This window comes from Ensifer adhaerens (assembly GCF_002940685.1).
In the GTDB taxonomy this organism is placed as follows: Bacteria; Pseudomonadota; Alphaproteobacteria; order Rhizobiales; family Rhizobiaceae; genus Ensifer; species Ensifer adhaerens_E.
The window spans coordinates 13,357-33,895 of record NZ_PNFP01000019.1; the positions used below are offsets into that span (position 1 = coordinate 13,357).

Annotated in this window: 21 protein-coding genes and 1 pseudogene; 7 read left to right on the forward strand and 15 right to left on the reverse strand. The window is 61.9% G+C overall.

Annotated features, from left to right (window positions below; all coding sequences use genetic code 11):
- Nucleotides 1-146: 146 nt before the first annotated feature.
- Entirely contained in the window at nucleotides 147-437 is a 291-nt protein-coding gene (locus C1A35_RS29450) for a type II toxin-antitoxin system RelE/ParE family toxin (protein WP_104667793.1), read from the reverse strand.
- Nucleotides 434-682, reverse strand: a complete 249-nt coding sequence (locus C1A35_RS29455; protein ID WP_104667884.1) for a CopG family ribbon-helix-helix protein — start codon at nucleotides 680-682, stop codon at nucleotides 434-436. The genes C1A35_RS29450 and C1A35_RS29455 overlap by 4 nt, the downstream gene beginning before the upstream one ends.
- Before the next feature lie 240 nt (nucleotides 683-922).
- Here C1A35_RS29455 and C1A35_RS29460 point away from each other — a divergent pair, with 240 nt between their 5' ends.
- The gene (locus C1A35_RS29460) at nucleotides 923-1,489 is read left to right on the forward strand and encodes a TetR/AcrR family transcriptional regulator (protein ID WP_104667794.1); all 567 of its coding nucleotides are present in this window, start codon (nucleotides 923-925) and stop codon (nucleotides 1,487-1,489) included.
- Nucleotides 1,490-1,540: 51 nt separating this feature from the next.
- Nucleotides 1,541-2,509 carry a quinone oxidoreductase family protein gene (locus tag C1A35_RS29465; RefSeq protein WP_104667885.1) on the forward strand — a complete coding sequence of 323 codons (969 nt, stop codon included), beginning with the start codon at nucleotides 1,541-1,543 and terminating at the stop codon, nucleotides 2,507-2,509.
- Nucleotides 2,510-2,733: 224 nt separating this feature from the next.
- Here C1A35_RS29465 and C1A35_RS29470 read toward each other — a convergent pair whose 3' ends face one another.
- Complete coding sequence (locus C1A35_RS29470) at nucleotides 2,734-3,141, reverse strand: type II toxin-antitoxin system VapC family toxin (RefSeq protein WP_104667795.1); 408 nt, start codon at nucleotides 3,139-3,141, stop codon at nucleotides 2,734-2,736.
- The gene (locus C1A35_RS29475; RefSeq protein WP_014332761.1) at nucleotides 3,141-3,395 is read right to left on the reverse strand and encodes a type II toxin-antitoxin system Phd/YefM family antitoxin; all 255 of its coding nucleotides are present in this window, start codon (nucleotides 3,393-3,395) and stop codon (nucleotides 3,141-3,143) included. Before C1A35_RS29475 ends, C1A35_RS29470 begins: the two co-directional genes overlap by 1 nt.
- A gap of 228 nt (nucleotides 3,396-3,623) precedes the next feature.
- On the opposite strand from C1A35_RS29475, the pseudogene C1A35_RS36475 reads away from it, so the two are divergent.
- Nucleotides 3,624-3,778 (forward strand): annotated as a pseudogene (locus C1A35_RS36475) (fumarylacetoacetate hydrolase family protein); the annotation flags it as partial.
- 284 nt (nucleotides 3,779-4,062) lie between these two features.
- The gene (locus tag C1A35_RS37130; protein WP_272939274.1) at nucleotides 4,063-4,188 is read left to right on the forward strand and encodes a hypothetical protein; all 126 of its coding nucleotides are present in this window, start codon (nucleotides 4,063-4,065) and stop codon (nucleotides 4,186-4,188) included.
- 15 nt (nucleotides 4,189-4,203) lie between these two features.
- Here C1A35_RS37130 and C1A35_RS29490 read toward each other — a convergent pair whose 3' ends face one another.
- From C1A35_RS29490 to C1A35_RS29520, 7 genes are all read right to left on the reverse strand, one after another.
- Nucleotides 4,204-5,181 carry a siderophore ABC transporter substrate-binding protein gene (locus C1A35_RS29490; RefSeq protein WP_104667796.1) on the reverse strand — a complete coding sequence of 326 codons (978 nt, stop codon included), beginning with the start codon at nucleotides 5,179-5,181 and terminating at the stop codon, nucleotides 4,204-4,206.
- Nucleotides 5,178-5,954, reverse strand: a complete 777-nt coding sequence (locus tag C1A35_RS29495) for an iron ABC transporter ATP-binding protein (RefSeq protein WP_104667797.1) — start codon at nucleotides 5,952-5,954, stop codon at nucleotides 5,178-5,180. The genes C1A35_RS29490 and C1A35_RS29495 overlap by 4 nt, the downstream gene beginning before the upstream one ends.
- Nucleotides 5,951-6,883, reverse strand: a complete 933-nt coding sequence (locus C1A35_RS29500) for an iron chelate uptake ABC transporter family permease subunit (protein WP_234823051.1) — start codon at nucleotides 6,881-6,883, stop codon at nucleotides 5,951-5,953. Before C1A35_RS29500 ends, C1A35_RS29495 begins: the two co-directional genes overlap by 4 nt.
- Nucleotides 6,884-6,897: 14 nt before the next feature.
- Complete coding sequence (locus tag C1A35_RS29505; RefSeq protein ID WP_272939275.1) at nucleotides 6,898-7,884, reverse strand: ABC transporter permease; 987 nt, start codon at nucleotides 7,882-7,884, stop codon at nucleotides 6,898-6,900.
- Complete coding sequence (locus C1A35_RS29510; protein WP_234823052.1) at nucleotides 7,877-9,670, reverse strand: ABC transporter ATP-binding protein; 1,794 nt, start codon at nucleotides 9,668-9,670, stop codon at nucleotides 7,877-7,879. Before C1A35_RS29510 ends, C1A35_RS29505 begins: the two co-directional genes overlap by 8 nt.
- Nucleotides 9,607-11,322 (reverse strand): ABC transporter ATP-binding protein, encoded by a 1,716-nt coding sequence (locus C1A35_RS29515; protein WP_199773065.1) that lies wholly within the window; start codon nucleotides 11,320-11,322, stop codon nucleotides 9,607-9,609. Before C1A35_RS29515 ends, C1A35_RS29510 begins: the two co-directional genes overlap by 64 nt.
- A gap of 150 nt (nucleotides 11,323-11,472) precedes the next feature.
- Nucleotides 11,473-13,545, reverse strand: a complete 2,073-nt coding sequence (locus C1A35_RS29520) for a TonB-dependent receptor (protein ID WP_199773066.1) — start codon at nucleotides 13,543-13,545, stop codon at nucleotides 11,473-11,475.
- Between the two features lie 371 nt (nucleotides 13,546-13,916).
- Here C1A35_RS29520 and C1A35_RS29525 point away from each other — a divergent pair, with 371 nt between their 5' ends.
- Nucleotides 13,917-14,516, forward strand: a complete 600-nt coding sequence (locus tag C1A35_RS29525) for a TetR/AcrR family transcriptional regulator (protein ID WP_104667803.1) — start codon at nucleotides 13,917-13,919, stop codon at nucleotides 14,514-14,516.
- A gap of 266 nt (nucleotides 14,517-14,782) precedes the next feature.
- On the opposite strand, the gene kynU is transcribed toward C1A35_RS29525, so the two are convergent.
- The 4 genes from kynU to C1A35_RS29545 form a co-directional block, all read right to left on the reverse strand.
- Nucleotides 14,783-16,030, reverse strand: a complete 1,248-nt coding sequence (gene kynU, locus C1A35_RS29530) for a kynureninase (protein ID WP_104667804.1) — start codon at nucleotides 16,028-16,030, stop codon at nucleotides 14,783-14,785.
- Between the two features lie 15 nt (nucleotides 16,031-16,045).
- The gene (locus C1A35_RS29535; protein ID WP_104667805.1) at nucleotides 16,046-16,969 is read right to left on the reverse strand and encodes an ABC transporter permease; all 924 of its coding nucleotides are present in this window, start codon (nucleotides 16,967-16,969) and stop codon (nucleotides 16,046-16,048) included.
- A gap of 5 nt (nucleotides 16,970-16,974) precedes the next feature.
- Nucleotides 16,975-17,754, reverse strand: coding sequence for an ABC transporter ATP-binding protein (locus tag C1A35_RS29540; protein WP_104667806.1), 780 nt, complete (start codon nucleotides 17,752-17,754; stop codon nucleotides 16,975-16,977).
- A 64-nt stretch (nucleotides 17,755-17,818) separates the two neighbouring features.
- Complete coding sequence (locus tag C1A35_RS29545; RefSeq protein WP_104667807.1) at nucleotides 17,819-18,802, reverse strand: ABC transporter substrate-binding protein; 984 nt, start codon at nucleotides 18,800-18,802, stop codon at nucleotides 17,819-17,821.
- 161 nt (nucleotides 18,803-18,963) lie between these two features.
- On the opposite strand from C1A35_RS29545, the gene C1A35_RS29550 reads away from it, so the two are divergent.
- Together C1A35_RS29550 and C1A35_RS29555 are read left to right on the forward strand one after the other, a co-directional pair.
- The gene (locus C1A35_RS29550; protein WP_104667808.1) at nucleotides 18,964-19,737 is read left to right on the forward strand and encodes a GntR family transcriptional regulator; all 774 of its coding nucleotides are present in this window, start codon (nucleotides 18,964-18,966) and stop codon (nucleotides 19,735-19,737) included.
- A 101-nt stretch (nucleotides 19,738-19,838) separates the two neighbouring features.
- The gene (locus tag C1A35_RS29555) at nucleotides 19,839-20,363 is read left to right on the forward strand and encodes a MarR family winged helix-turn-helix transcriptional regulator (protein ID WP_234823053.1); all 525 of its coding nucleotides are present in this window, start codon (nucleotides 19,839-19,841) and stop codon (nucleotides 20,361-20,363) included.
- Nucleotides 20,364-20,539: the final 176 nt, after the last annotated feature.

A 20,539-nucleotide genomic window follows, 5' to 3' on the forward strand; every position in this document is an offset into this window, starting at 1 on the left:
AGGGATGAGGTTCGGGGGGTATTCAGGTCTCTAAAAAAACGTAGGCTTCCCGCCGAACGACGGAGCCGGGAACGCGTTACGTCGCCATAGCGGGCAGGCTGATGCGATCATCGCTCATCCGCGCCGACACGTATTTTGTTCGTCGACTAGAGAACCCGCGGCCATTGCTGGTGGGCGTGCATGACGGTGAGGATCTCGACGTCGCGACTTACGCGGTAGGGAATGATGTATGGAATGTCGGCCAGCACGAGCTCGCGCGTACTCTTAATACGACCAGGCCGCCCACTGGCAGGGTACTCCGCTAATGCATCCACGGCAGTGACAATCCGCGCCACGACGCGAGCCGCCGCGTCTGGATCGTCCTTCTCGATATACGCGCCGATCTCATCAAGTCGCCGCAACGCCCGCAGCGTCCAGCGAATACGCTTCCCACTCATGATTGGCGGGCAGACTTGACGTACTTCCCGACTACTTTCGCCACATCTTCGTCGCTGGCGAACTCACCCCGATCGGCCTCGGCCAACCCCGCTTCAATCTCGGCAAGCTGCCATTCCTGTTGCGCAACGAAAGCCTCGATGGCTTCGGCAGCCATATAAGAGCGGGACCGGTCCAGCTTCTCAGCGAGCTGATCCAACTTGCTCGCGGTTTCATCTTTTACACGAACGGTGAATGCGGCAGTCATGGGACCTGACTCTCCTTGGTTCACCTTGATTATCATTGAACCGCCGCGGTGCGTCAAGGTTCGCCGTGACAGAATTCCAACGGCGGACAAAGCCGCGGACCGCCCGTGGACACCTCTAGCGCCTTGAGCGGAAGCGAACCGCCGATCCGCGATGTCATAGTTAAAGCTCTCAAGGAGATATCCGAGCGTTTGCGATGTTCGTTTCTTGACAGATCATTCCAGAATACCTAAATCACACACATGGCAAGGACAAAGGAATTCGATAGAGAGCAGGCGCTCGATGCCGCCATCGAGGTGTTTCGCGAACACGGTTTCGAGGGCACCTCCACCGATATGCTCGTACGTGCGATGTCGATTGGCCGGCAGAGTCTTTACGATACGTTCGGCGACAAGTGGAAGCTCTACTCCCTTGCTGTGGAACGCTACGCCGCCGCGGAAACGGATGCCCACATCGCCATGCTGCGTGGCGCGCCGCGTGCCCAAGACGGCATCCGGGCGATGATGGAGCGAGTGGCTGAAAATGCTTCCCAGGCCTGTCTTGGCGTGAATTCGGTCTGCGAGTTCGGCCAGAGCCGACCTGACCTTACAGCAATTCATCAGGCTGCTGATCGGCGATTGAAGCATGCCGCCAAGCAACGCATCAGCGAGGCTCAAGCGGACGGGGATCTGGACGCAACGCTCTCCACGGAAGAAACCGCCGACTTCCTCTTCGCGAATGTCGCCGGCATGCGCATCGCTGCGCGCGGCGGCGCGGGCCCAGCAGAGCTCAAGACCCTCGCCAGGATTGCACTTCGGGCGGTGACATGAGGGCAAAATTTTTTGCGCATTTCTGGAATGATCAGTCAAGAAAGGAAGATCATGCGAGCCGTAGTTATGAATGAGATCGGTGGCACTGACGTGATGGAATTTGTCAATCTCCCCGACCCCGTCGCCACACCGGGACATGTAATGGTCGAAGTCGCCGCAGCAGGCGTGAACTTCATGGATATCGGCGTGCGCCAGGGCATGGCATGGACGGACGGGCCAAACCCGAAAACTCTCGGCGTCGAAGGTGCAGGACGCATCGTCGAGCTTGGCGATGGGGTCGATGATTTCGCCATCGGAGACCGGGTCGCCTGGGTCTACGCGCCAGGGAGCTATGCCTCGCACGTTCTGATTTCAGCGGATGCGCTCGTACGGCTTCCCGACACGATCGATGACCAGACAGCAGCCGCCGTCATGATGCAAGGACTGACTGCGAGCCACTTCGCCACCGATTTCTACCCGGTTCAGCCTGGAGACACCGCACTCGTGCACGCTGCGGCGGGTGGCGTCGGCCTGCTCCTGACACAGATCATCCGGCTGAGGCGTGGACACGTGATCGGCCGCGTTTCGTCCGTCGACAAGGTGGAAGTCGCAAAAGCGGCCGGCGCGAACCACGTTATCGTCGACACGGAGGGAAACTACATCGATGAGGTTTTGCGTCTCACCGACGGAGAAGGTGTAAGCGTCGTCTATGACGGTTCCGGTCCCAAGACCTTTCAAGGATCGCTCGCCGCGCTTCGTCGCTCCGGCACGTTCTGCTGGTATGGGCCGGTGCTTGGCGGTCCGGGGCCGCTCGACATCATGAGCCTGCCGAAGAGCATCAAGATCGGCTATGCGACATTCTTCGATCACATCAGCACGCCCGAACTTCTTTGCGCTCGCACCGAGCAGTTGTTCCGTTGGATTGACGATGGATCTCTCAAGGTGCGCATCGGTGGAACCTACCCGCTTTGTGATGCCGCCCGCGCGCATGCCGACATGGAAGGCCGGGCGACCACCGGCAAGCTGTTGCTGATCCCTTAGAGGAAAGACGTTTGAAGCCTGCTTTACCTCTAGCCGCCGGCAAGCGCGTCAAACCTCCGCGAGACAAAGGACGACAAGTTCCTCAGGGAGAAAGCCGCGATGGGAAGCCATCCCCAAGGATACATGATGCACTTCGGTTAGGATGTGCCAAACAGGAACCCGGTGCTCCCGTCGAATGGACACAGTGAATGCCGGCATACAGCGAGTGTTCGACGCCGAGCGGCTCACGCCGACGTCTCCCAAGGGTTGATCACGGAGGCGTCTGTGTCTTCGAAATCCTTGACGTTGCGTGTAACAAGGATGAGATCGTGGACGATCGCGGTCGCGGCGATCAACCCGTCGATATCGCCGCGGGGGCGGATTGCGGCGATGCGGCCCCATTCGACCGCGATTTGGTCGGTTATCGGCAAAATGCGGTCGCCATGGTCGTGGCGCAGCTTGCGCAGCCATTCGGTGAGGTGCGCGGCAGTCTTCGGATCCGACTTCTGCTTCAGGGCAATGCCGCGCATGATTTCGCCGAGGGTGAGCGTACTCAGGTGGATGCTGAACGGATCGACAGAGCGCAGCCAGGATACCGCCTCCGGCGTACCGCGTCGCGCCTCTGAAACTATGTTGGTGTCAACCAGATACATCAGAAGGCCACATCGCGGCTTGGCGTCTTGACGCGTACATTCACCGCATCAGCGAGCTGATCGTCCCAAGCGGGACCGCCAAGCAGATCATCGACCAGCGTTGGCCGGCCGGCGCGCAGAGCGTCGTAGTCATGAGCGGACAGCACGACGGCCGTGCGCTCACCGCGCAGCGTGACAATCTGCGGCCCCTCATGGCGCGCCTTCTGCACCACCTTCGAGAATTGGTTCTTGGCGTCCTGCAGTTGCCATTCCATAGTTTCGCTCCGATATAGCTAGACAGACTAGCTATTTAATACCATTTGTCTGCCATTGAAAGTGCCAATGTACTACGCGGCCGATCGACGGCCTGCGCGCGACGCCGACGATCGGCGATCTCGATAACCGAATTGCACGGCAGATCACGCTCGCAGGCACGCGCCGAAAAAACAAACTCTGAGCAGAAGGGCCCACGGAAAACCGCGGCGAGGAACGGCTGGTGCGAAATGTCGCTGCAGCCGGGCACATCATCTCGACTGGCACGCTGCCCGGCGTCGGCATGGACATGAAGCCGCCGCGTTATCTCAAGGCCGACGATAGCGTCGAGCTTGGCATCGAGGGCATCGGCTACCCGAAGCAGTCCGTTCGCGCGGGCGACTGATCTTCCTCACGTCATCGAACGACGGCTACCGAAAATCCCACGCCGTCGTTTCCAGACGATACATTATGCGATCCTTCTGTAACGGACGCCTCGTCAATCCCTTGTGCGCGTAATCCCTCGCCGAGTGCTTGCTTCTGTCCGCAGTCGGAGCTTTGCCGCTGCTCTATGGGGTCTGCTGAGGACCGGTTGGCCAATCTAGAACGGCGCAGTCACCGCGTGCTGCTGATCGCATAACGCCTAACCCATCCATCGTCCCGGCGAAGGGACCTTGCTGCGGAGGGCTGATGGCTGCCCGTCCGAACGCCTGTCTTGTCGTCTCCTGTGGTCAACCCGGCAGCCGGCCGAAGAACATCTGTGCACTTGTCCAGGCGCTCGCCGTGATGACCCTGCTGATTTGCAGGGCCACCTGACGCTCACCAATCCAATCACTGAGCGCGATACGCGCTTCGTACGTCTTCCATCATGATTTTCAGCGAGGTGACGCTTGCAGCGGTCACGTACCAGGCCTCCGGATCTACGAGCACGACCTTTCCATTCTTCCAGGCGTTCGTTTGGCGCAGGAGTGGATTCTCGATCGTTGCGACATCCAAGACCGATCGGCGTTCCATGACCGCGGTGCGGTCGATGACGAAAATGATGTCTGGGTTTGTTGCCTGAATGAACTCGCTCGTGACCGGTTGTCCGTGGAGACCGGTCTCGACCGCGTCATTGGCAGGTTTTACCCCGAAGGCATCGAAAACAAAGCCGTATCGCGAGCGAACACCGAACGCACTGAAGGCGCCATTGTTGTGCATCACGATCAGCGCCCGTTTGCCGCTTGTTCGCGTGACGCTTTGCAGGTCTGCAAGCTTCCCGTCGAGGCCGGCGATTTTCTCGCGCGCGACCTCTTCCTTTCCGAAGATACGGGCAAGCGTCATCAGATGGTCTTTTACGACCTCGATGTGGCCTGCGCCGCTATCCCTGTAGTCGACATCGAAGTGGATGACAGGCGCAAAGCGGCTCAGCTCTCGGTAATGCTCGGCCTGGAGCGATGTGATGAGAACAAGATCCGGACGGAGGGCGTAGACGCGCTCGATGTTGGGCTTGACGATGAACCCCAGGTCCGCGACATCAGGATCGTCCCGGTATTTCGACAGAAAATGCGGGACGAAGTCCTTGGCCGTCCCGGCCACGGGCACGCCCAGCTGATCAAGAAAGTCCAGCTCATTCATGTCGAGCGCGGCCACCCGCTCCGGGCGCCGCTCAATTGAGGCCTTGCCGAGCTTGTGCTCCACGGTGACCGGTTCGAAGGCGGCGCTGTCGCCGGAACCAGCGCTCCCCGCGGCGACGGGAGCGACAGCAAACGCTGCCGCCGCCAGCGCCAGTGCCAGAGCCAAGCGGCCAAACTTCATGCCTCGGATCATCGTGTCTTTCCTTTCTGAGTGAAGTAGTTGCACAGACACCCCTGCTGCCGTTCTACGATCTCGAGATCGAGGCCGTAGAGCTCTCCGAGACCGCTTTCCGTGACAACCTCGGAAACGGAACCGGCTGCGTGCACGGCGCCGTCCTTCATGGCGACGATATGGTCGGAGTAGTTGGCAGCGAAGTTGATGTCGTGAATGACGGCGATCACCGTGCGCCCAAGCTCGTCGCAAAGCGTCCGCAACGCCTGCATGATCTGGACCGCGTGTTTCATGTCGAGATTGTTGAGGGGTTCGTCGAGCAGAAGGCACTGGGTTTCCTGCGCGATCGTCATGGCAAGAAACGCCATCTGGCGCTGGCCGCCGCTGATCTCGTCAATCAACGCGTTGCGCAGCGGTTCCAGGGAAAGGAAGGCGATCGCCTCGTTGACGGCGCCGCGGTCTTCGGCGGTCAACCGCCCGCGACTGTGCGGAAAGCGGCCGAAGGTCACCAGTTCCTCCACCGACAGCCGCATATTGCAGTCGGGGCGCTGTCGAAGCGTTGCGACGCGCTTTGCATAGTCGCCGACCGCAAGGCTGGCGATATCCGTTCCGTCGATGGTAATGATGCCGCTCGTCGGCGCGAGAAGCCGGGCGATCAACATCAGCAATGTGGACTTGCCCGCCCCGTTGGGCCCGATCAGGGACGTCAGGTGCCCGCTTGAAAACTCCGCCCGCACATCCGACAGGATGGGGCGATTGCCGTAACTCTTGGCGAGTGCTGTGACTTTGATCATGCGATGTCCCGGAAACGCAGCGTGAGCGCCAGGAACCAGGCGCCGCAGGCAAGATTGATCAGGATCCCGACGGTGGTGCGATAGTTGAAGACATGCTCGACGCTCAGTTGCGCAACGAGGAACATGCCGATCGCAATCAGGCAGCCGAGTGGAAGCGTCACCCGATGCCGTTCACTTCGGGCGCAGGCATAGGCAAGGTTCGCGACGAAGATGCCCATGAATGCTGTTGGTCCGATGAGGCTGGTGGAGACGGCCACAAGGACCGCGATCAGCCCGAGCAAAAGGCGCACGTGCCGCTGATAATCAACCCCAAGCGAAAGCGCCTGGTCGCGCCCAAGCGCCATGAGGTCGAGAACGGCAAGGCTCCTTGAGCCGGCAAGGCAAACCACCGCGACGAACCCTGTCGACCAGAGCAGCTGCACCGGCTCCACGCGGTCGAACGAAATGAGCGAAAAGCCCTGGAAAATGGCGAACTCGCCTGGACTGATCCGGAGCTGGACGAATTGCGTGAAGGTGCCGATCACCATGGTCAGTACCAGCCCGACCAGAAGCGGCTGGCCGGCGTCGAGCTGCGGTCCCTTGAACAGCCAGTGGTGGATGACCAGCGAATAGGCGACCATCATCAGGATCGAGGCCAGAAAGTTGCCGTAGTCCCCCAACACCATCAGACTGGACGTGCCGAGGATCAGCACCAGAAGGGCCTGCAGCAGCAGATAAACCGCCTCGTATCCCATGACGGCAGGTGTGAGAATGCGATTGCCGGCAATCGTCTGGAAGACGATCGAGGACAGGCCGACGGCAATGCCGCCGACGATCATTGCGGCGAGCTTTGTCAGCCTGCGCGGGATGATATAGGCAAAGTCCAGGCCGGAGCCGACGAAGACGAAGAAGATCGACAACGCTGCAATGCCGACTAAGGCGACCAGCAAACTTACGCGTCTCCTCATCGTCTCTGCCTGACGATCAAGAGAAGAAACAGAAGACCACCCACACCGCCCATCGTGAGACCGATCGGCACCTCGAACGGGTAGATCAACAGCCGGCCAAGGATGTCGCAGACAAGCACAAGCGACGCGCCCCCGAGCGCCACCGACGGCAGTGTGCGGGCGAGATTGTCCCCTTGCCTCAGCGCAACGACGTTCGGCACGACGAGGCCGACGAAGGGGACCGCTCCGACGGCGACGACGGTCGCCGCCACCGTGGTCGACACCAGGAGCAGACCGAGCGCGACCATGGCGCGATAGCTGATACCCAGACTGGTCGCCACGTCGCTACCCATGCCGAGCAGCGTGAAGCGATGGGCAAACGCGTAAGCTGCGCAGACGACGGGCAGAACGAGCCAGACGATTTCGTAATTTCCCTCAACGATTTTCGAGAAGTCGCCAAGCAGCCACCCCTGCATGCTCTGCAGCATGTTTCGGCTGTAGGCGTAGAATTCCGCGATCGCGCCAAGCACGCTGCCGTACATCAGGCCGATGACGGGAACGAGGATGGTGTTCTTGACCTGCAGGCGTCCGATGAGAGCCACATAGATGAGACTGGCCGCGAAGCAGAAGCCAAGAGCCAGGGACGCACGCACCAGGGCTCCGCTGGCCGGCGCCACGGATAGGGCAACCAGGATGCCGAGCTTGGCCGCCTCCAATCCGCCGGTGGTCGCCGGTTCGACGAAGCGGTTGCGGACCACATGCTGCAGTATCACGCCACAGGTGGCGAGCCCCACGCCGGTCAGGACGAGGGCGGCAAGCCGCGGCAACCGGCTTGCCGTCAGCGTCAACCATGCCTCGTCTGAAAGCGAAGCGAGCGCCATGAGGCTCATCCGGTTGACGCCAACAGTGAGCGAAACGAGACAAAGCGCCGTAAAGGCAACCGGAATAGTGGCCCGCTTCACAGCGGCGCGCCCGACGCCGAGGCATACTTCACGACTAGGCACCGATCCGCCATCCTTTGGCGGCCTGACGCTGCTGCAGAAAGTGTCGATAAAGTCCGTCCCGGGCTTCCAGTTCCCTCGGCGAACCTTTCTCGGCAACCCGGCCGTTTTCCATGACGACGATGGCGTCCGCCATTCGCACGGTCGAAAGCTGATGGGCGATAACGAGAACGGTACGCTTGCCACGCAATCGAGACAGTGTTCTGGCGATGGCTTCCTGGTTCTCGGCATCGAGCGCCGCTGTTGCTTCGTCCACCAGCAGGATCGGGGAATCCTTGATCAGCCCGCGCGCGATTGCGACACGCTGGCGCTCTCCGCCCGACAGGCGCGCACCGCCCTCGCCGACGATCGTGTCGAAGCCATCCGGCAGGCGATCTGCGATCTCATCGACACCGGCCAACTGCGCGGCGGCACGGATGTCGTCATCCGTCGCACCCGGACGACCGATACGGATATTGTCGGCGATGCTGCCCTGAAAAAGCCAACTGTCCTGGAAAATCTGGCTGATCTGTGCGGAGAGGTCCTTTGAGCTGATGTCGCGGATATCGACGCCACCGATCATGACCTGGCCGGCATCGGCGTCGAAGAAACGCGCAACCATGCGCATCAGCGTGGTCTTGCCGGAGCCTGAAGCACCGATCAGCGCGAGCATGCTGCCCGGCTCGACCCTCAGGCTAACGCCGCTGACGACCGCAGGTTCTCCCCGCCGGTAGCCAAAGGTGACGTCGCGCAGTTCAACTGACGCGTCCCGCGGGCACTGTGGATTGACGGGTTCCGATAGCGGATCTTCGGTGAGAACGCGATCGACTTCCGCCAACTGGTTTCTGGCGCCGCGCACTGCGGCCCCAAAGGCCGCCACATCAAGGAGCGGATCCACGAAGCGGACGGCCAGAAGCATTGCAGCGACGACCGCCACGATCTCGGGAACGGACACATCACTGGTCAGCCGGGAAGCGGCCGCGATCACCAATGCTGCAAAGGCGGCTTGCAGGATCCAGACATTCAGCACGACCGAGAGTGTGGAGAGCCAGATCAGCCTTCGGCCCGAACGATGCTGGCTTTCAATCGCGCCCTCGAGGAACCTGACCCCACCGCCCTCGCCGTTGAAGGCGCGCAAAACGGATTGCGCCTGCGCGAACTCGACCGCGCGTTGGCTGGTTTCGGCGGCGCTCATTTGATAGGCGGTGTCGGCGGCACGGCCAAGCCGCGCGGACAGCACGAAAACGCCGACCATCAGCGGTAAAGTGACAAGTCCTATCAATCCCATGCTCCCGTCGAGCACGAAAAGCGCCGATACAACAACGAGTGGGGTCACCGCTCCGCTGACGAGTGGCGTGACGACATGGGCCGGAAGCTGGGCGATCTCCATCATGCCGTGCGTAACGATATGTCCGAGCCTCGCGGTGTTTTCGGACGTGAACCATCCGACCGGAAGACGCGCGACGTGGTCCCCGATGCGCAAGCGAGCGCCGCCAAGAATGGCGAGACCCACGCCGATACCGGCGATCTCAACGCGCCGCCGCAGCAACCAGCAGGCCACCACACCCACGAGAAGGATAGCGAGCCAGCGCCCCGCTCCTTCGCCGTCCCCTCGTAGCAGACTGCCGAGAAGGGGCACTGCAGCGGCGATCGTGGCGCCACTCAGAAGACCATAGGACAGGGCCATCACCACATAGCGCCTGAACACGGGCGCATCGTCCGAAAGCAGCCGCAAGAGTGCTTTTATCATGGCGTGACCTCGCAGATTGCTGTTTCCGGCATGTGGTCGCCATAGCCACCCGCTCGCCAAAGTCGGGCGTAGCAGCCGTTGAGCGCCAGGAGATCGGCATGCTTGCCAACTTCGACTATCCTTCCCCGCTCCATGACGATGATGCGGTCGGCATGCGTGATGGTGTCCAGCCGGTGTGCAATGACGAGGAGAGTTCGCCCCGATGCGAAGCCGGAAAGGGCCGATTGGACGGCAGCCTCGCTCTCGGCGTCGGCAGCGGCCGTCGCCTCGTCGAGCACCAATACGGGAGGATCAAGAAGGATCGCGCGGGCGATAGCGACACGTTGCTCTTCACCGCCGGACAGACGCGCATCCTGGCCGACAACCGTATCGTAGCCGCGCGGCAGTGCCATGATCCGGTCGTGAATGTTGGCGAGGCGCGCCGCGGCTTCGACCGCCTGACGGCTCGCGGATGGACGCCCGAGCGCGATGTTGTCGCCAAGGGTCGCATGGATCAGACGAACGTCCTGCAGGACGAAACCGATGCGTCGATAGAGATCGGTCGATGCGATCTGACGCAGATCGACGCCACCAAGCGTGATCCGTCCGCGGTCCGGGTCGAAGAACCGGAGAAGCAATCGGGCGATCGTGGATTTACCCGCGCCCGACGGACCGACAATCGCGGTGACCGTCCCGGGCTCGAGGGTAAAATCGATATCGCAAACGACGTCGTTCGGCCCGTCATAGGCGTAGCGCACGCCCTCGAAACGGATTTCAGTGCCCTCGGGTCGCATGCTCGACCCGGGCGCCGGCTGTTCGAGCAGCGGCGTGTCGAGGAGGCTCTGCACTCTTTCAGCAGCACCGGTGGCATTCGCAACAGCATGTCCCAGGAAGCCGAGAAGCATCATCGGGCCGGAAATACCCGGCGCGACAAGCGCGAAGGGCAAAACATCAACGGCCGTAATCCAGCCCAGGTGGACGAAGAGCGAGCCGAACGCCAGAGTGAACGCGAGCACCGTGACCGGCGTGATGATTGCGTTGGCGTTGGCGAGCGGAATGACGAGCGGTCCGGTAAAGCGCAGGAAGGCTTTCTGGAAGCCATCGACCGCGTCGCGATAACCCTCATGCGCCCTGCCTGCGGCGCCGAACGCCTTGACGACCGGAATGCCGCTTATGAATTCGACGACTGCATTGCTGATGCGGCTCTGCCCGGCGATAAAATCCTTGAGGCGCTCCTCGGTGATCGACCTTTTCGCGGCACCGAAAATCAGGTGGAACAGCGGGAAGGGCAGCAATGCCAGGACGGCGAGGCGCCAATCGATGGCGAGCAAGTAGACAACCGAAATCGCAATGGCGCCGACGCAGCGTCCATACGTCGTATAGTAATGCGCGGTCAGTTCATGCAGTGTCGTGATGTCGTCCTGTATCGCCTGCCTGACGGCTCCCGACGCATGAGTGGAGAACCATCCGAGCGGAACCTTGGACAGCCTGTCGACCAGCGCTTTGCGAAGGCGCACCGTAAGCCAGTTATCGGCAAGATGAGCCAGAAGCTCGCCCGCCGTCACCAGCGCCATGCCGGCTACAAGGCAGAAGAGGCTGATGGCAACGACACCGGGGATGTCGCCTGAGGCGTCCCCTGCGCCGTCGACAAGCGCAAGCTTTGCAATGACGGCAATCCCCGCCAGCGGGACGAGCACGAGAGCCTGCCCGACCGTGGCAAGGACCACCGCCACGGCCAATCTCATGCGGACCGGATGTAGCAGCCGTCTCACCGGAGACCGTCGCTCCGCTCCGGATATTGCCTTGTCCTCACTCATTTTCTTCTCGCTGATGTGAAGGATATCGCCGGTGCCAGCACGGAGTGCCCTGCACTATTTGGCTCTTCAGAAGTCGACGGATGCCGAAAGCAGATAGGTGCGCGGCGCCCCGAAGCCTCCGGCCAGGCTGTTTCCGCCCCAATAGGCCTCATTCGTGACGTTCTGGATGGAGGCGCGCACGACCAGCGGCTTGCCATCCACGTCGAAGGTATGGCGCGCGCCGAGATCGAGCGTTGTGAAGGCGGGTAGTGAAAGGGTGTTGTCGCCGTTGATGTAGCGCTTGCCGACATGGTTGATGTTGCCTGACAGGGTCAGCCCCTCAACCGACGGCACATCGTATTCCAGCCCGAGCTTCGCCATCACCGCCGGCACCCCGACCGCAGTCTTGCCGTCCTGGAGACCGTTGAGGGATTTCGTCACCTCGGCCTCAGTGTAGGAGACGCCGCCCAAAAGGCGCAGTCCCGAGCGGACCTCACCGAAGACGTTCAGCTCGACGCCGCGATTGCGCTGCTCGCCATAGGTGCCGAACACGTTGGTAACGGGATCGGTATAGGCACTCGGCTTTTCGATCTGGAACAGGCTGAGGGTCGTGGTGAAGTCGCCGAGATCCCATTTGGTTCCGACCTCGACCTGCTTGGTCTGGTAGGGCGCGAGAGCCTCGCCTGAATTCTTCGCAGTGAGCGGTGCTGTCGCTCCCTGGCTCAGACCTTCTATGTAGTTGGCGTAGAAGGACAGGCTTTCATTCGCCCTGTAGAGCGCGGCAATCGCAGGCGTCACGCGGCTTGAATCGTAGCTCGACGTCAACGCGCCCGTGACAAGGTTGCGATTGGCACTCTCGACCTTCTGATAGCGCAACCCGAAGGTCAGCTGCAGTTGGTCTTCAAAGAAGCTCATGGTGTCCGACACGGCGACACTGGAAAGCTCCTGGTCTTCGGACGTGGTGGGCCCCATCGCGTTGTAGGATGTCAGATCGGGCGCTTGACCGAAGTTGAGGTTATAGTAGTTCGTCAAGGTGAGGTTGGCATACCGTCGATCTTTGAAGACGTTGTGCTTGCTAAACCGGGTCGCCGCCACATTCCACTCATGCTTGATTTCCCCCGTCGCGAAATCGCCCCGAAGGCCGACCTCACCGGAATCCTGCCGGCCGTCACGGGCTGAGCGGAGGCCGGTGACGCTGATGTCACCTGCATTGTTCAGAAGCGTGTTCTGCGTGATCAGGGCGTCGTACCCTCCAAAACGCCATCCCCATGCGGCATAGGCTGTGATGGCGTCAGTGAGGTCGACTTCTCCACGCAGCACGAAGGCTTCGGTCTCGTTCGTGGTGTACGACCAGGGTGCGGCCAGCGAATGGTCGCCCGTGCGAGGCTCCGGCAGCACGGTGACCGCAGACCCGAGGCCCGAGAGGCCGAAGTAGTTTACGCCGTCCATGTCCTCCTTCTGCTTGTAGTAGTCGAAGGAGAACCGTGCATTCTCGCCACGCCAGTCAAGTGCGGCGGAGCCAAGCACCACCTGATCCGTTTCGTTGTCGACGGCGGTATCGCCACCACGCAACACGCCGTTGAGACGGACGCCCCATTCGTTCTCGTCTCCGAAGCGCCGGCCGAGATCGACATGGGTGCCCCAGAGGCTGTCCGATGCATAGGTGGTGGTCAGACGGGTCAGCGGCTCGTCGTCGGCGCGCTTGGGCACAAGCGCCACGCTTCCCCCGACTGTGCCGCCCGGCGGCATGCCATAAAGGAACGCAGCCGGTCCCTTCAGCACTTCGACCCGTTCGACAAATTCCGTCGAGCCGCGCATGTTGGGCGCCATGCCGACGAGGCCCGCAAAGGTCGCATCGTCCACGGAACTGTTGAAGCCGCGGATGAAGTAGGTCTCATAGATGTTGCGCTTGTTGGGCACAAAGACCGAGGGATCGGTCGCACCGATGACGGCGCCGACATCCTGCGCCTCCCGGTTCTGAATATATTCCTCGGTGTAGGAGACGGTGTTGAACGGCGTCTCCATGAGGTCCTTGTTGCCAAGCATGCCGACGCGGCTGCCCGTCGCGACCTGACCACCAGCATAGGCGGCAGGCAGATCTCCAACACCCGTGGCGACAATCGGAGCAAGCGTGGTCGCACCATCTGCGCTTCCAGACACGTGCGTCTGATCCGCGGGTTTTGCGGTGCGCTTCGTCTTGTGCGTCTCCTGCGCCATAACAGGCGCCGCAACGAACGCTGCAAGCGCCGTTCCAGCCAGCAACCTCCCAAAGCCGTGGCCAATTCTGGCGCCGCGCCTGTTATCGCAACGACGATTTATGGTGTGATCCGAACCCATGCCCCTGCCTTCCACTTAATTAGTTTATGCCCACTAAACTAATTGCCAAGGGCCGTCAACATTCTTGACTTGCAAAGTCATGTTTCTATCGATGTCTCCTACAACCATCAGAAATCATTGAACAACTTCGGCTATCGCTCTATAAGACACGGAAGGCGGGCGCGCCGCGATACAACGCAACTGGAAGTGTGGACATGACAGGAAGCAACCGGCGGGGGCGACCCGCGACGCTGACGCTTGAACGCCTTGCCGACGCGGGCATCAGAATAGGTCTTCCGAACATTACGATGGTTGCAATCGCAGCGGAGCTCGGCGTCAGCCAGGTGGCGCTCTACAAACATGTCAGCGGGCTCGATGCGCTGAAGACGCTGGTTGCCGAGGAGATTTTTCTGCGCTGGTTGCTGCCGATACCGCCTCGCGGCGACCGCGCCGATCTCAAAGCCTATCTCACGCCATTCAGCCTATCGATGTGGAACCTCGTCGAGGCACATGCGGGCATCGCTCCCTACATGCTTCGAAGGGACATGATCACCGAAAAAATGATGGCCAAGATCGCCGCGCATCAGCGTCTGGTCGCAGACGCTTTCGACCTCACCATGCGACAATCGATCTGGCTGCTGTTTACGGTTGCCTACCATTGCGTCGCGATCGCAGACACCGTCCTCCCGAAGTCAACTCTGGAAGCACCCGAAACAACGTCAGATGTGCCGAGCCACAGACCCATAGATGCAGACCATGTCCAGGGAGTCGACGCACTGATCGTCGGCGCTCTGGCCCTTCTCGACACCATTTGAGGGGAGTGGCGCACCTTTGGCTCGCATTTCGGAATTGCCGACAAAAGATCTGCAGAACTAGCGGCAGGAGCGGAGCAGGAAAGCGACGAACTCTACTTCCTTGGGGGGTCCGGCGCGACCGTGAAAGTGCGTGATGGACTGATGGACATCAAGGTCTCAGGGAAGTGAACGCGGAAGGCCTGGAGCGCTGGGAACCGGTCATGAAGCAGCCGTTCCCCTTGGCCGGTGACTGCGGATGGTGGCACCCGCAGTCTATGAGATCGAGATCAGGTCACAGCCGCGCGGACCGCAAAGCGTGCGTCCTGCCATGCGCCGGTGTTGAGGATCTCTTCGAGGATTTCGACCGCGCGCCACACGTCGGCATAGCCAACGTAAAGCGGCGTGAAGCCGAAGCGCATCGTCGTCGGGGCGCGGAAATCGCCTATGACGCCACGGGCAATCAGTGCCTGCATGATTTCGTAGGCGTGCGGATGGCTGAACGACACCTGGCTTCCGCGCTTCGTGCCGTCGCGCGGGCTTTCGAGCGCCAGCCCATAGGCTCCGCATTTCGCCTCGACGAGCGTGATGAAGAGGTCCGTGAGCCGGATGCTCTTTTCGCGCAGCGCCTTCATGTCAACCTCGTCCCAGACGTCGAGCGCGCCCTTCAGCGCCCGCAGCGACAGGATCGGCTGCGTGCCGCAGAGGAAGCGGCGGATGCCCTCGCCGGCAGCATAGTGCTTTTCGAAGGCGAAGGGGCGCGCGTGCCCCCACCAGCCGGTGAGCGGCTGGCGGATATTGCCGTGGTGACGGGTCGCGGCATAGATGAAGGCGGGGGCTCCGGGCCCGCCGTTCAGGTACTTGTAGGTGCAGCCGACGGCGAAATCGACATTGGCGCCGTCGAGATCGACGGGCAGTGCGCCGGCCGTGTGGCAAAGGTCCCAGATGATGAGCGCGCCGTGTGCGTGCGCCTTGCGGGTCAGTGCCGCCATGTCGCGCAACTCGCCGGACTTGTAGTTGACGTGGTTGACGAGAACCACCGCGACGTTGCCGTCGATCAGGTCCTCGATGTCAGGGGCATCGACGCCTTCAAGGCGCAGCGAAGCGCCGGGACGCGTCGAGACCACGCCTTCGGCCATGTAGAGATCGGTTGGGAAGCTGCCGCCTTCGCTGACGATCACCGAACGGTCGGGGCGAAGCGCCATCGCCGCATGGAGCGCCTTGTAGATATTGATCGACGTGGTATCGCAGACGACCGTCTGGCCGGCGGCCGCCCCGATCAGCCGCCCGACGCGGTCGCCAAGCGCAAGCGGCATCTCGAACCAGCCGGCGGTGTTCCAGCTGCGGATGAGATCCTGGCCCCACTCTTCCGTCGCGGCCTTGCGCAGTTCGTCGAAGGCAACGGTCGAAGCGACGCCGAGTGAGTTGCCGTCGAGATAGATGAGGCCTTCCGGCAGGATGAAACGCTCGCGCATCGGGCCGAGCACGTCGGCCGCATCCATGGCCTTGATCGCAGCAAAATCGGGAACAGCATTCATGAAGGTGGTCCTTGTCTATTCGCGAACGGTTTCGCGGGCAGGCGCCGGCCCGCGGCTTCGCTTGAGGCTCGGAAGCGCCAGCATGGCGAGAACGAAGAGGCCGGTCGCCAGTTTCAGATCCGGCGGCGGCATGCCGGCGGCCAGGCAGAAGGAAACGAGCTGGTAGTAGACGATCGCGCCGACAAAGGGGGCGGCGAGCTGGCGCAGCACGCTCTGCTTGCCGACGATCGCTTCGCCGATCATCAGCGCCGCAAGGCCGTTGATGAGGATGCCGAGGCCCATGTTGACGTCGGCAAAGCCCTGCGACTGCACCATCAGCGCGCCGCCTGCGGCCGAAAACGCACCGGCAAGCCCGACACCGCCGATCGTTGCCAACCAGACATTGATGCCTTGGGCTTCGGCCATGTCGGGGTTGGCGCCGACCGCGCGGACCGCGGTGCCCTTCTCGGTCCGGAAGAAATGATAGAGCAGGAAGAAGACGACAAGCGCGATCAGCCCGGCGACAACGATCTTGCTTGCCGGGAAGCCCGGCTGAAGACCGGGCGCCCAATCGAACACCGTCGGCGCACCGAAGACCGAGAGGTTCGAGCGCCCCATGATCCTGAGGTTGATCGAATAGAGCATCGTCATCATCAGGATGCCGGCAAGCAGCGTGTGGATCCGGAACCGCAGATGGATGAAGGCCGTGCAGCAACCGGCGACGAAGCCCGCCAGGAGCGCGATGGCGATTGCAGCGAGTGGTGACATACCGGCCGCCATCAGGACGCCGCAGACGCAGCCGCCGAGCGGGAACGCGCCTTCGCTGGTCAGATCCGGAAAGCTCAGCATACGGAACGGGATCATGATCCCGAGCACGACGAAGGCGAGGATCAGGCTCTGCGCGAGCGTGACGGGAACGAGCGAGACGAAGCTCGCGAAGGTGTTTTGAAGGATATCCATGATCGTCAGCTCGCCAGGAACATGCGGTCGGTTTTGACGGAGAAATGGCCGATCAGATCCGGCACTGTCGTTTGCACCTTGTCCTTGCCGTCGATCTCAAGGCGCACGCGCCCGGCGTCGAGCATGATGACCTTGTGGCCGAAATCGACCGCGTGCTGCATGTTGTGGGTCACCATCAGCGTCGTCAGCTTCAGCGCTTCGACCGCGCGGATCGTCGCCTGCATGACGATGTCGGCGGTGCGCGGATCAAGGGCTGCGGTATGTTCGTCGAGCAGCAGCAGCTCCGGCTGGCCGCCGACCGCCATGATCAACGACAGCGACTGCCGCTGTCCGCCGGAAAGCAGTTCCACCCGCGTGTCCAGGCGATTTTCGAGACCAAGCCCCAGCAGCGACAGCCGCTCCTTGTAGGTGGAAAGCCGTGTCGCATTCAGCCCGCGCCGCAGCGTGCGCTTGTTGCTGCGCAGTTCCGCAAGCAGCATGTTTTCGGCGACCGTCATCGAGGCGGCGGTGCCGCGCATCGGGTCCTGGAAGACGCGCGCAAGCCGCATCGCACGCTTGTGCACGGGTGTTGCCGTCACATCGTCACCGTTGATGACGATCTGGCCGCTGTCGAGCACGAGGGCACCGGAGATGGCGTTGAGCATGCTGCTCTTGCCGGCGCCGTTCGAGCCGATGACGACACCGAATTCGCCCGTCGCAAGACTGAGGTTGAGGCCGTCGAGCGCGACCTTTTCGTCCGCCTGCCCCTTGTAGAAGACCTTGCGGGCCGATCTGATTTCCAGCATTGGCTCCCCCTAATCCTGGAGTGACGGCGCCCGTGGCGCCGTCACCGTTGAGACCAACTGAAAATCAGTCGACGACGCAGTTGCACTCGGTCGCAAGCGCTGCCGGCACCTCAATGCCGAAGGCGGCCGTTGCCTTCTTCGAGATCAGCGGTGCGTGATCCTCGTAGGCCGGGCGCGACGGCGCGATCGTCTTCGGGTCCGTGCCCTTGAGGATCTGGGCGGCGATCTTGCCGGCATTGACGCCGACCTGCTCGTAGTTGACGGCAAAGCTTGCCGGCACGACGCCATCACGCACGGCACCGTCGTCGGAGTTGACGATCGGGATCTGCGCCTGGCGTGCTGCCGCCGAAACGGCACCGATGGCCGGCTGCAAGAGGTTGGACGCGGGCGTATAGATCACGTCGGCCTTGCCGGCGAAGGAGGCGATGCGCTGTTGGATGTCGTTGACATTGTCGACGCCGACTTCGACGACCTCGAAGCCTGCGTCAGGCGCTGCTTCCTTGATCTTGTCGAGCAGGGCCTGGTCGTTCGCCTCACCCGGATTATAGGGCACGCCAAAGCGCTTGGCGTTCGGCAGCAGCTTGTGTGTGAAGGCCATGACGGCGGCCACGTCCTGAAGGTCCGTTGCACCGGTCATGCCCTCGTCACCCGCCTCCCAGGACGGAACGAGCTTTGCAGCAACCGGATCGGTAACGGCAGAGAAGACGACCGGGATACCGGAGCCGGCGAGCGCCTTCTTGGCGATCTGCGAGACGGGCGTGGTGATCGTATAGACCAGCTTCGGCTGTTCGGCCTGCAGCTTGGCGATCATCTGCGGCACCAGAGAAGCGTCAAAGTTGGTGTGGCTCTCGGTGTAGACCACATCCTTGCCTTCGACGAAGCCATTTTCGGCGAGTGCCTTCTTGAAGCCGGCGATCGACGCGCTCAGCTGCGGATGTTCGCCGAAATTGGCGATGCCGATGCGGATCGGATCGGCGGCAGCAGTTCCCAGTCCCCATGCCATTGCGCCGGCGACAACCAATCCCGAAAGCCAGGTGCTCTTGCTCATACATCCCTCCCAGAATTTGACGAGCGTTACCGCCCTCCTCGGCGGCGTGCGGGGATGATGGCGAGGGTCGGAGTTCTTGTCAAACAAATATATATATTTTCATCTTTGGTGCGGAACTATATATATTTGTGTCGATCCGATGCGGGCGTTAAGGGAACTTGATGCAGGACAACGAGCAGTCGACCAAAACAGAATCGGCCTACAGGCTCTTGCGGCGCGATATCCTCGCGACGCGACTGAAACCCGGCGCGCCGATGAAGCTGAGTACGCTGCGCGAAAGCTACGGCATCGGCTGGACGCCGCTGCGCGAAGCGCTGTCGCGACTGGAAGCAGAGGGTCTCGTCACGGCGATCAGCAATCGCGGCTTTGCCGTCGCGCCGGTCTCGCGCGAGGAACTGGACGATCTCACCCGTGCGCGCCTTGCGGTGGAAATGCCCCTCCTGATCGAGTCGATCGAAAACGGCGACAGCGCCTGGGAATCCGCCGTCGTCACCGCGCACTACCGCCTGTCGCGCTGCAGGGTCTCCGTCGAGCATTTCTCCGAAAGCGAGGTAGACGAATGGGATGAAAAGCACGCGGCTTTTCATGCGGCGCTGATCAGCGCGGCCCGGTCCAATTGGCTGTTGCGCTTCCAGGCGACGATCTCCGACCAGCTCCGCCGCCACCATCGTTTTTTAAGCCTCGCCCCGGCGATGCGGGCTGCTGCCGGCATGAGCGCCGGCTACGAAGAGGCGGTTGCGGCCCTTGAGGACGCGATGGCGATCGAGCACCATACCGAGCTGATGGAGGCAGCACTTGATCGCGACATCGAGCGCGCCCGCACCCTGATGGCCGAGCACATCGGCTTTACCGTCAATGTCTATGTCCAATCTGAAGACGGCGGTCGCGCGTCGCCGTCGCACGGTCAGTCGGTGCCCGGCCTTGCGTCCAAATGACGGCCCGTGACAACCTGTCCAAGACCTGCGAACCTCTTTAGAAGCAATATTACGAGAGAGCCCGCTGATTTGCGGCCAAGGGTTGGAAGCGGACATTGAGCATGATGGGTGAAGACAAGTTCGACACCTCGCCGGAGTGGGTGGATGGCGAGACCAAGGCGCTCGAGGCGCCGGGTGATCACCGCGCCGAGCTCAGGCTATGGCTGCGTCTCTTGACCTGCTCGACGCTGGTCGAAAGCGAAATCCGCCGGCGGCTGCGGGAGGATTTCGACTCGACCCTGCCGCGCTTCGACCTGATGGCCCAATTGGAGCGCGCACCCGACGGCATGGTGCTCGGCGAGGTCTCCAAGCGCATGATGGTCTCGCCCGGCAACATCACGGTGCTGGTGGAACGGCTGACGGAGAGCGGCCATCTCAGCCGCACGACGCTGCCGACCGATCGGCGCGTGCAGATCATCGCGCTCACCCCCTTCGGTCGCGCCGAGTTCGAGAAAATGGCCGCAAGGCATGCCGACTGGATCTCCGACCTGTTCGCCGGCCTTTCGGCAAAGGAGGGCGTCGTGCTGATGGACGAACTTGCCAAACTCAAGCGCTCCGTCATCGCTTCGCTCGCCCGCAACGCCTAAACCGCCAGGACGGTTTTTTCCTCGCTTTTCGCCGGGACGCCCGGGGAGCTGCCCCGTTTCGCGTGCCGCCTTCGTGCGCGCGTTCCAGCGGCACTTCCGCCAAAACAATTTTAAGCTTGAAATTTCTCGGAAACGAGTCCACCCTGCGTTCAGCAGTTCGGAATGCCGGCCAATGG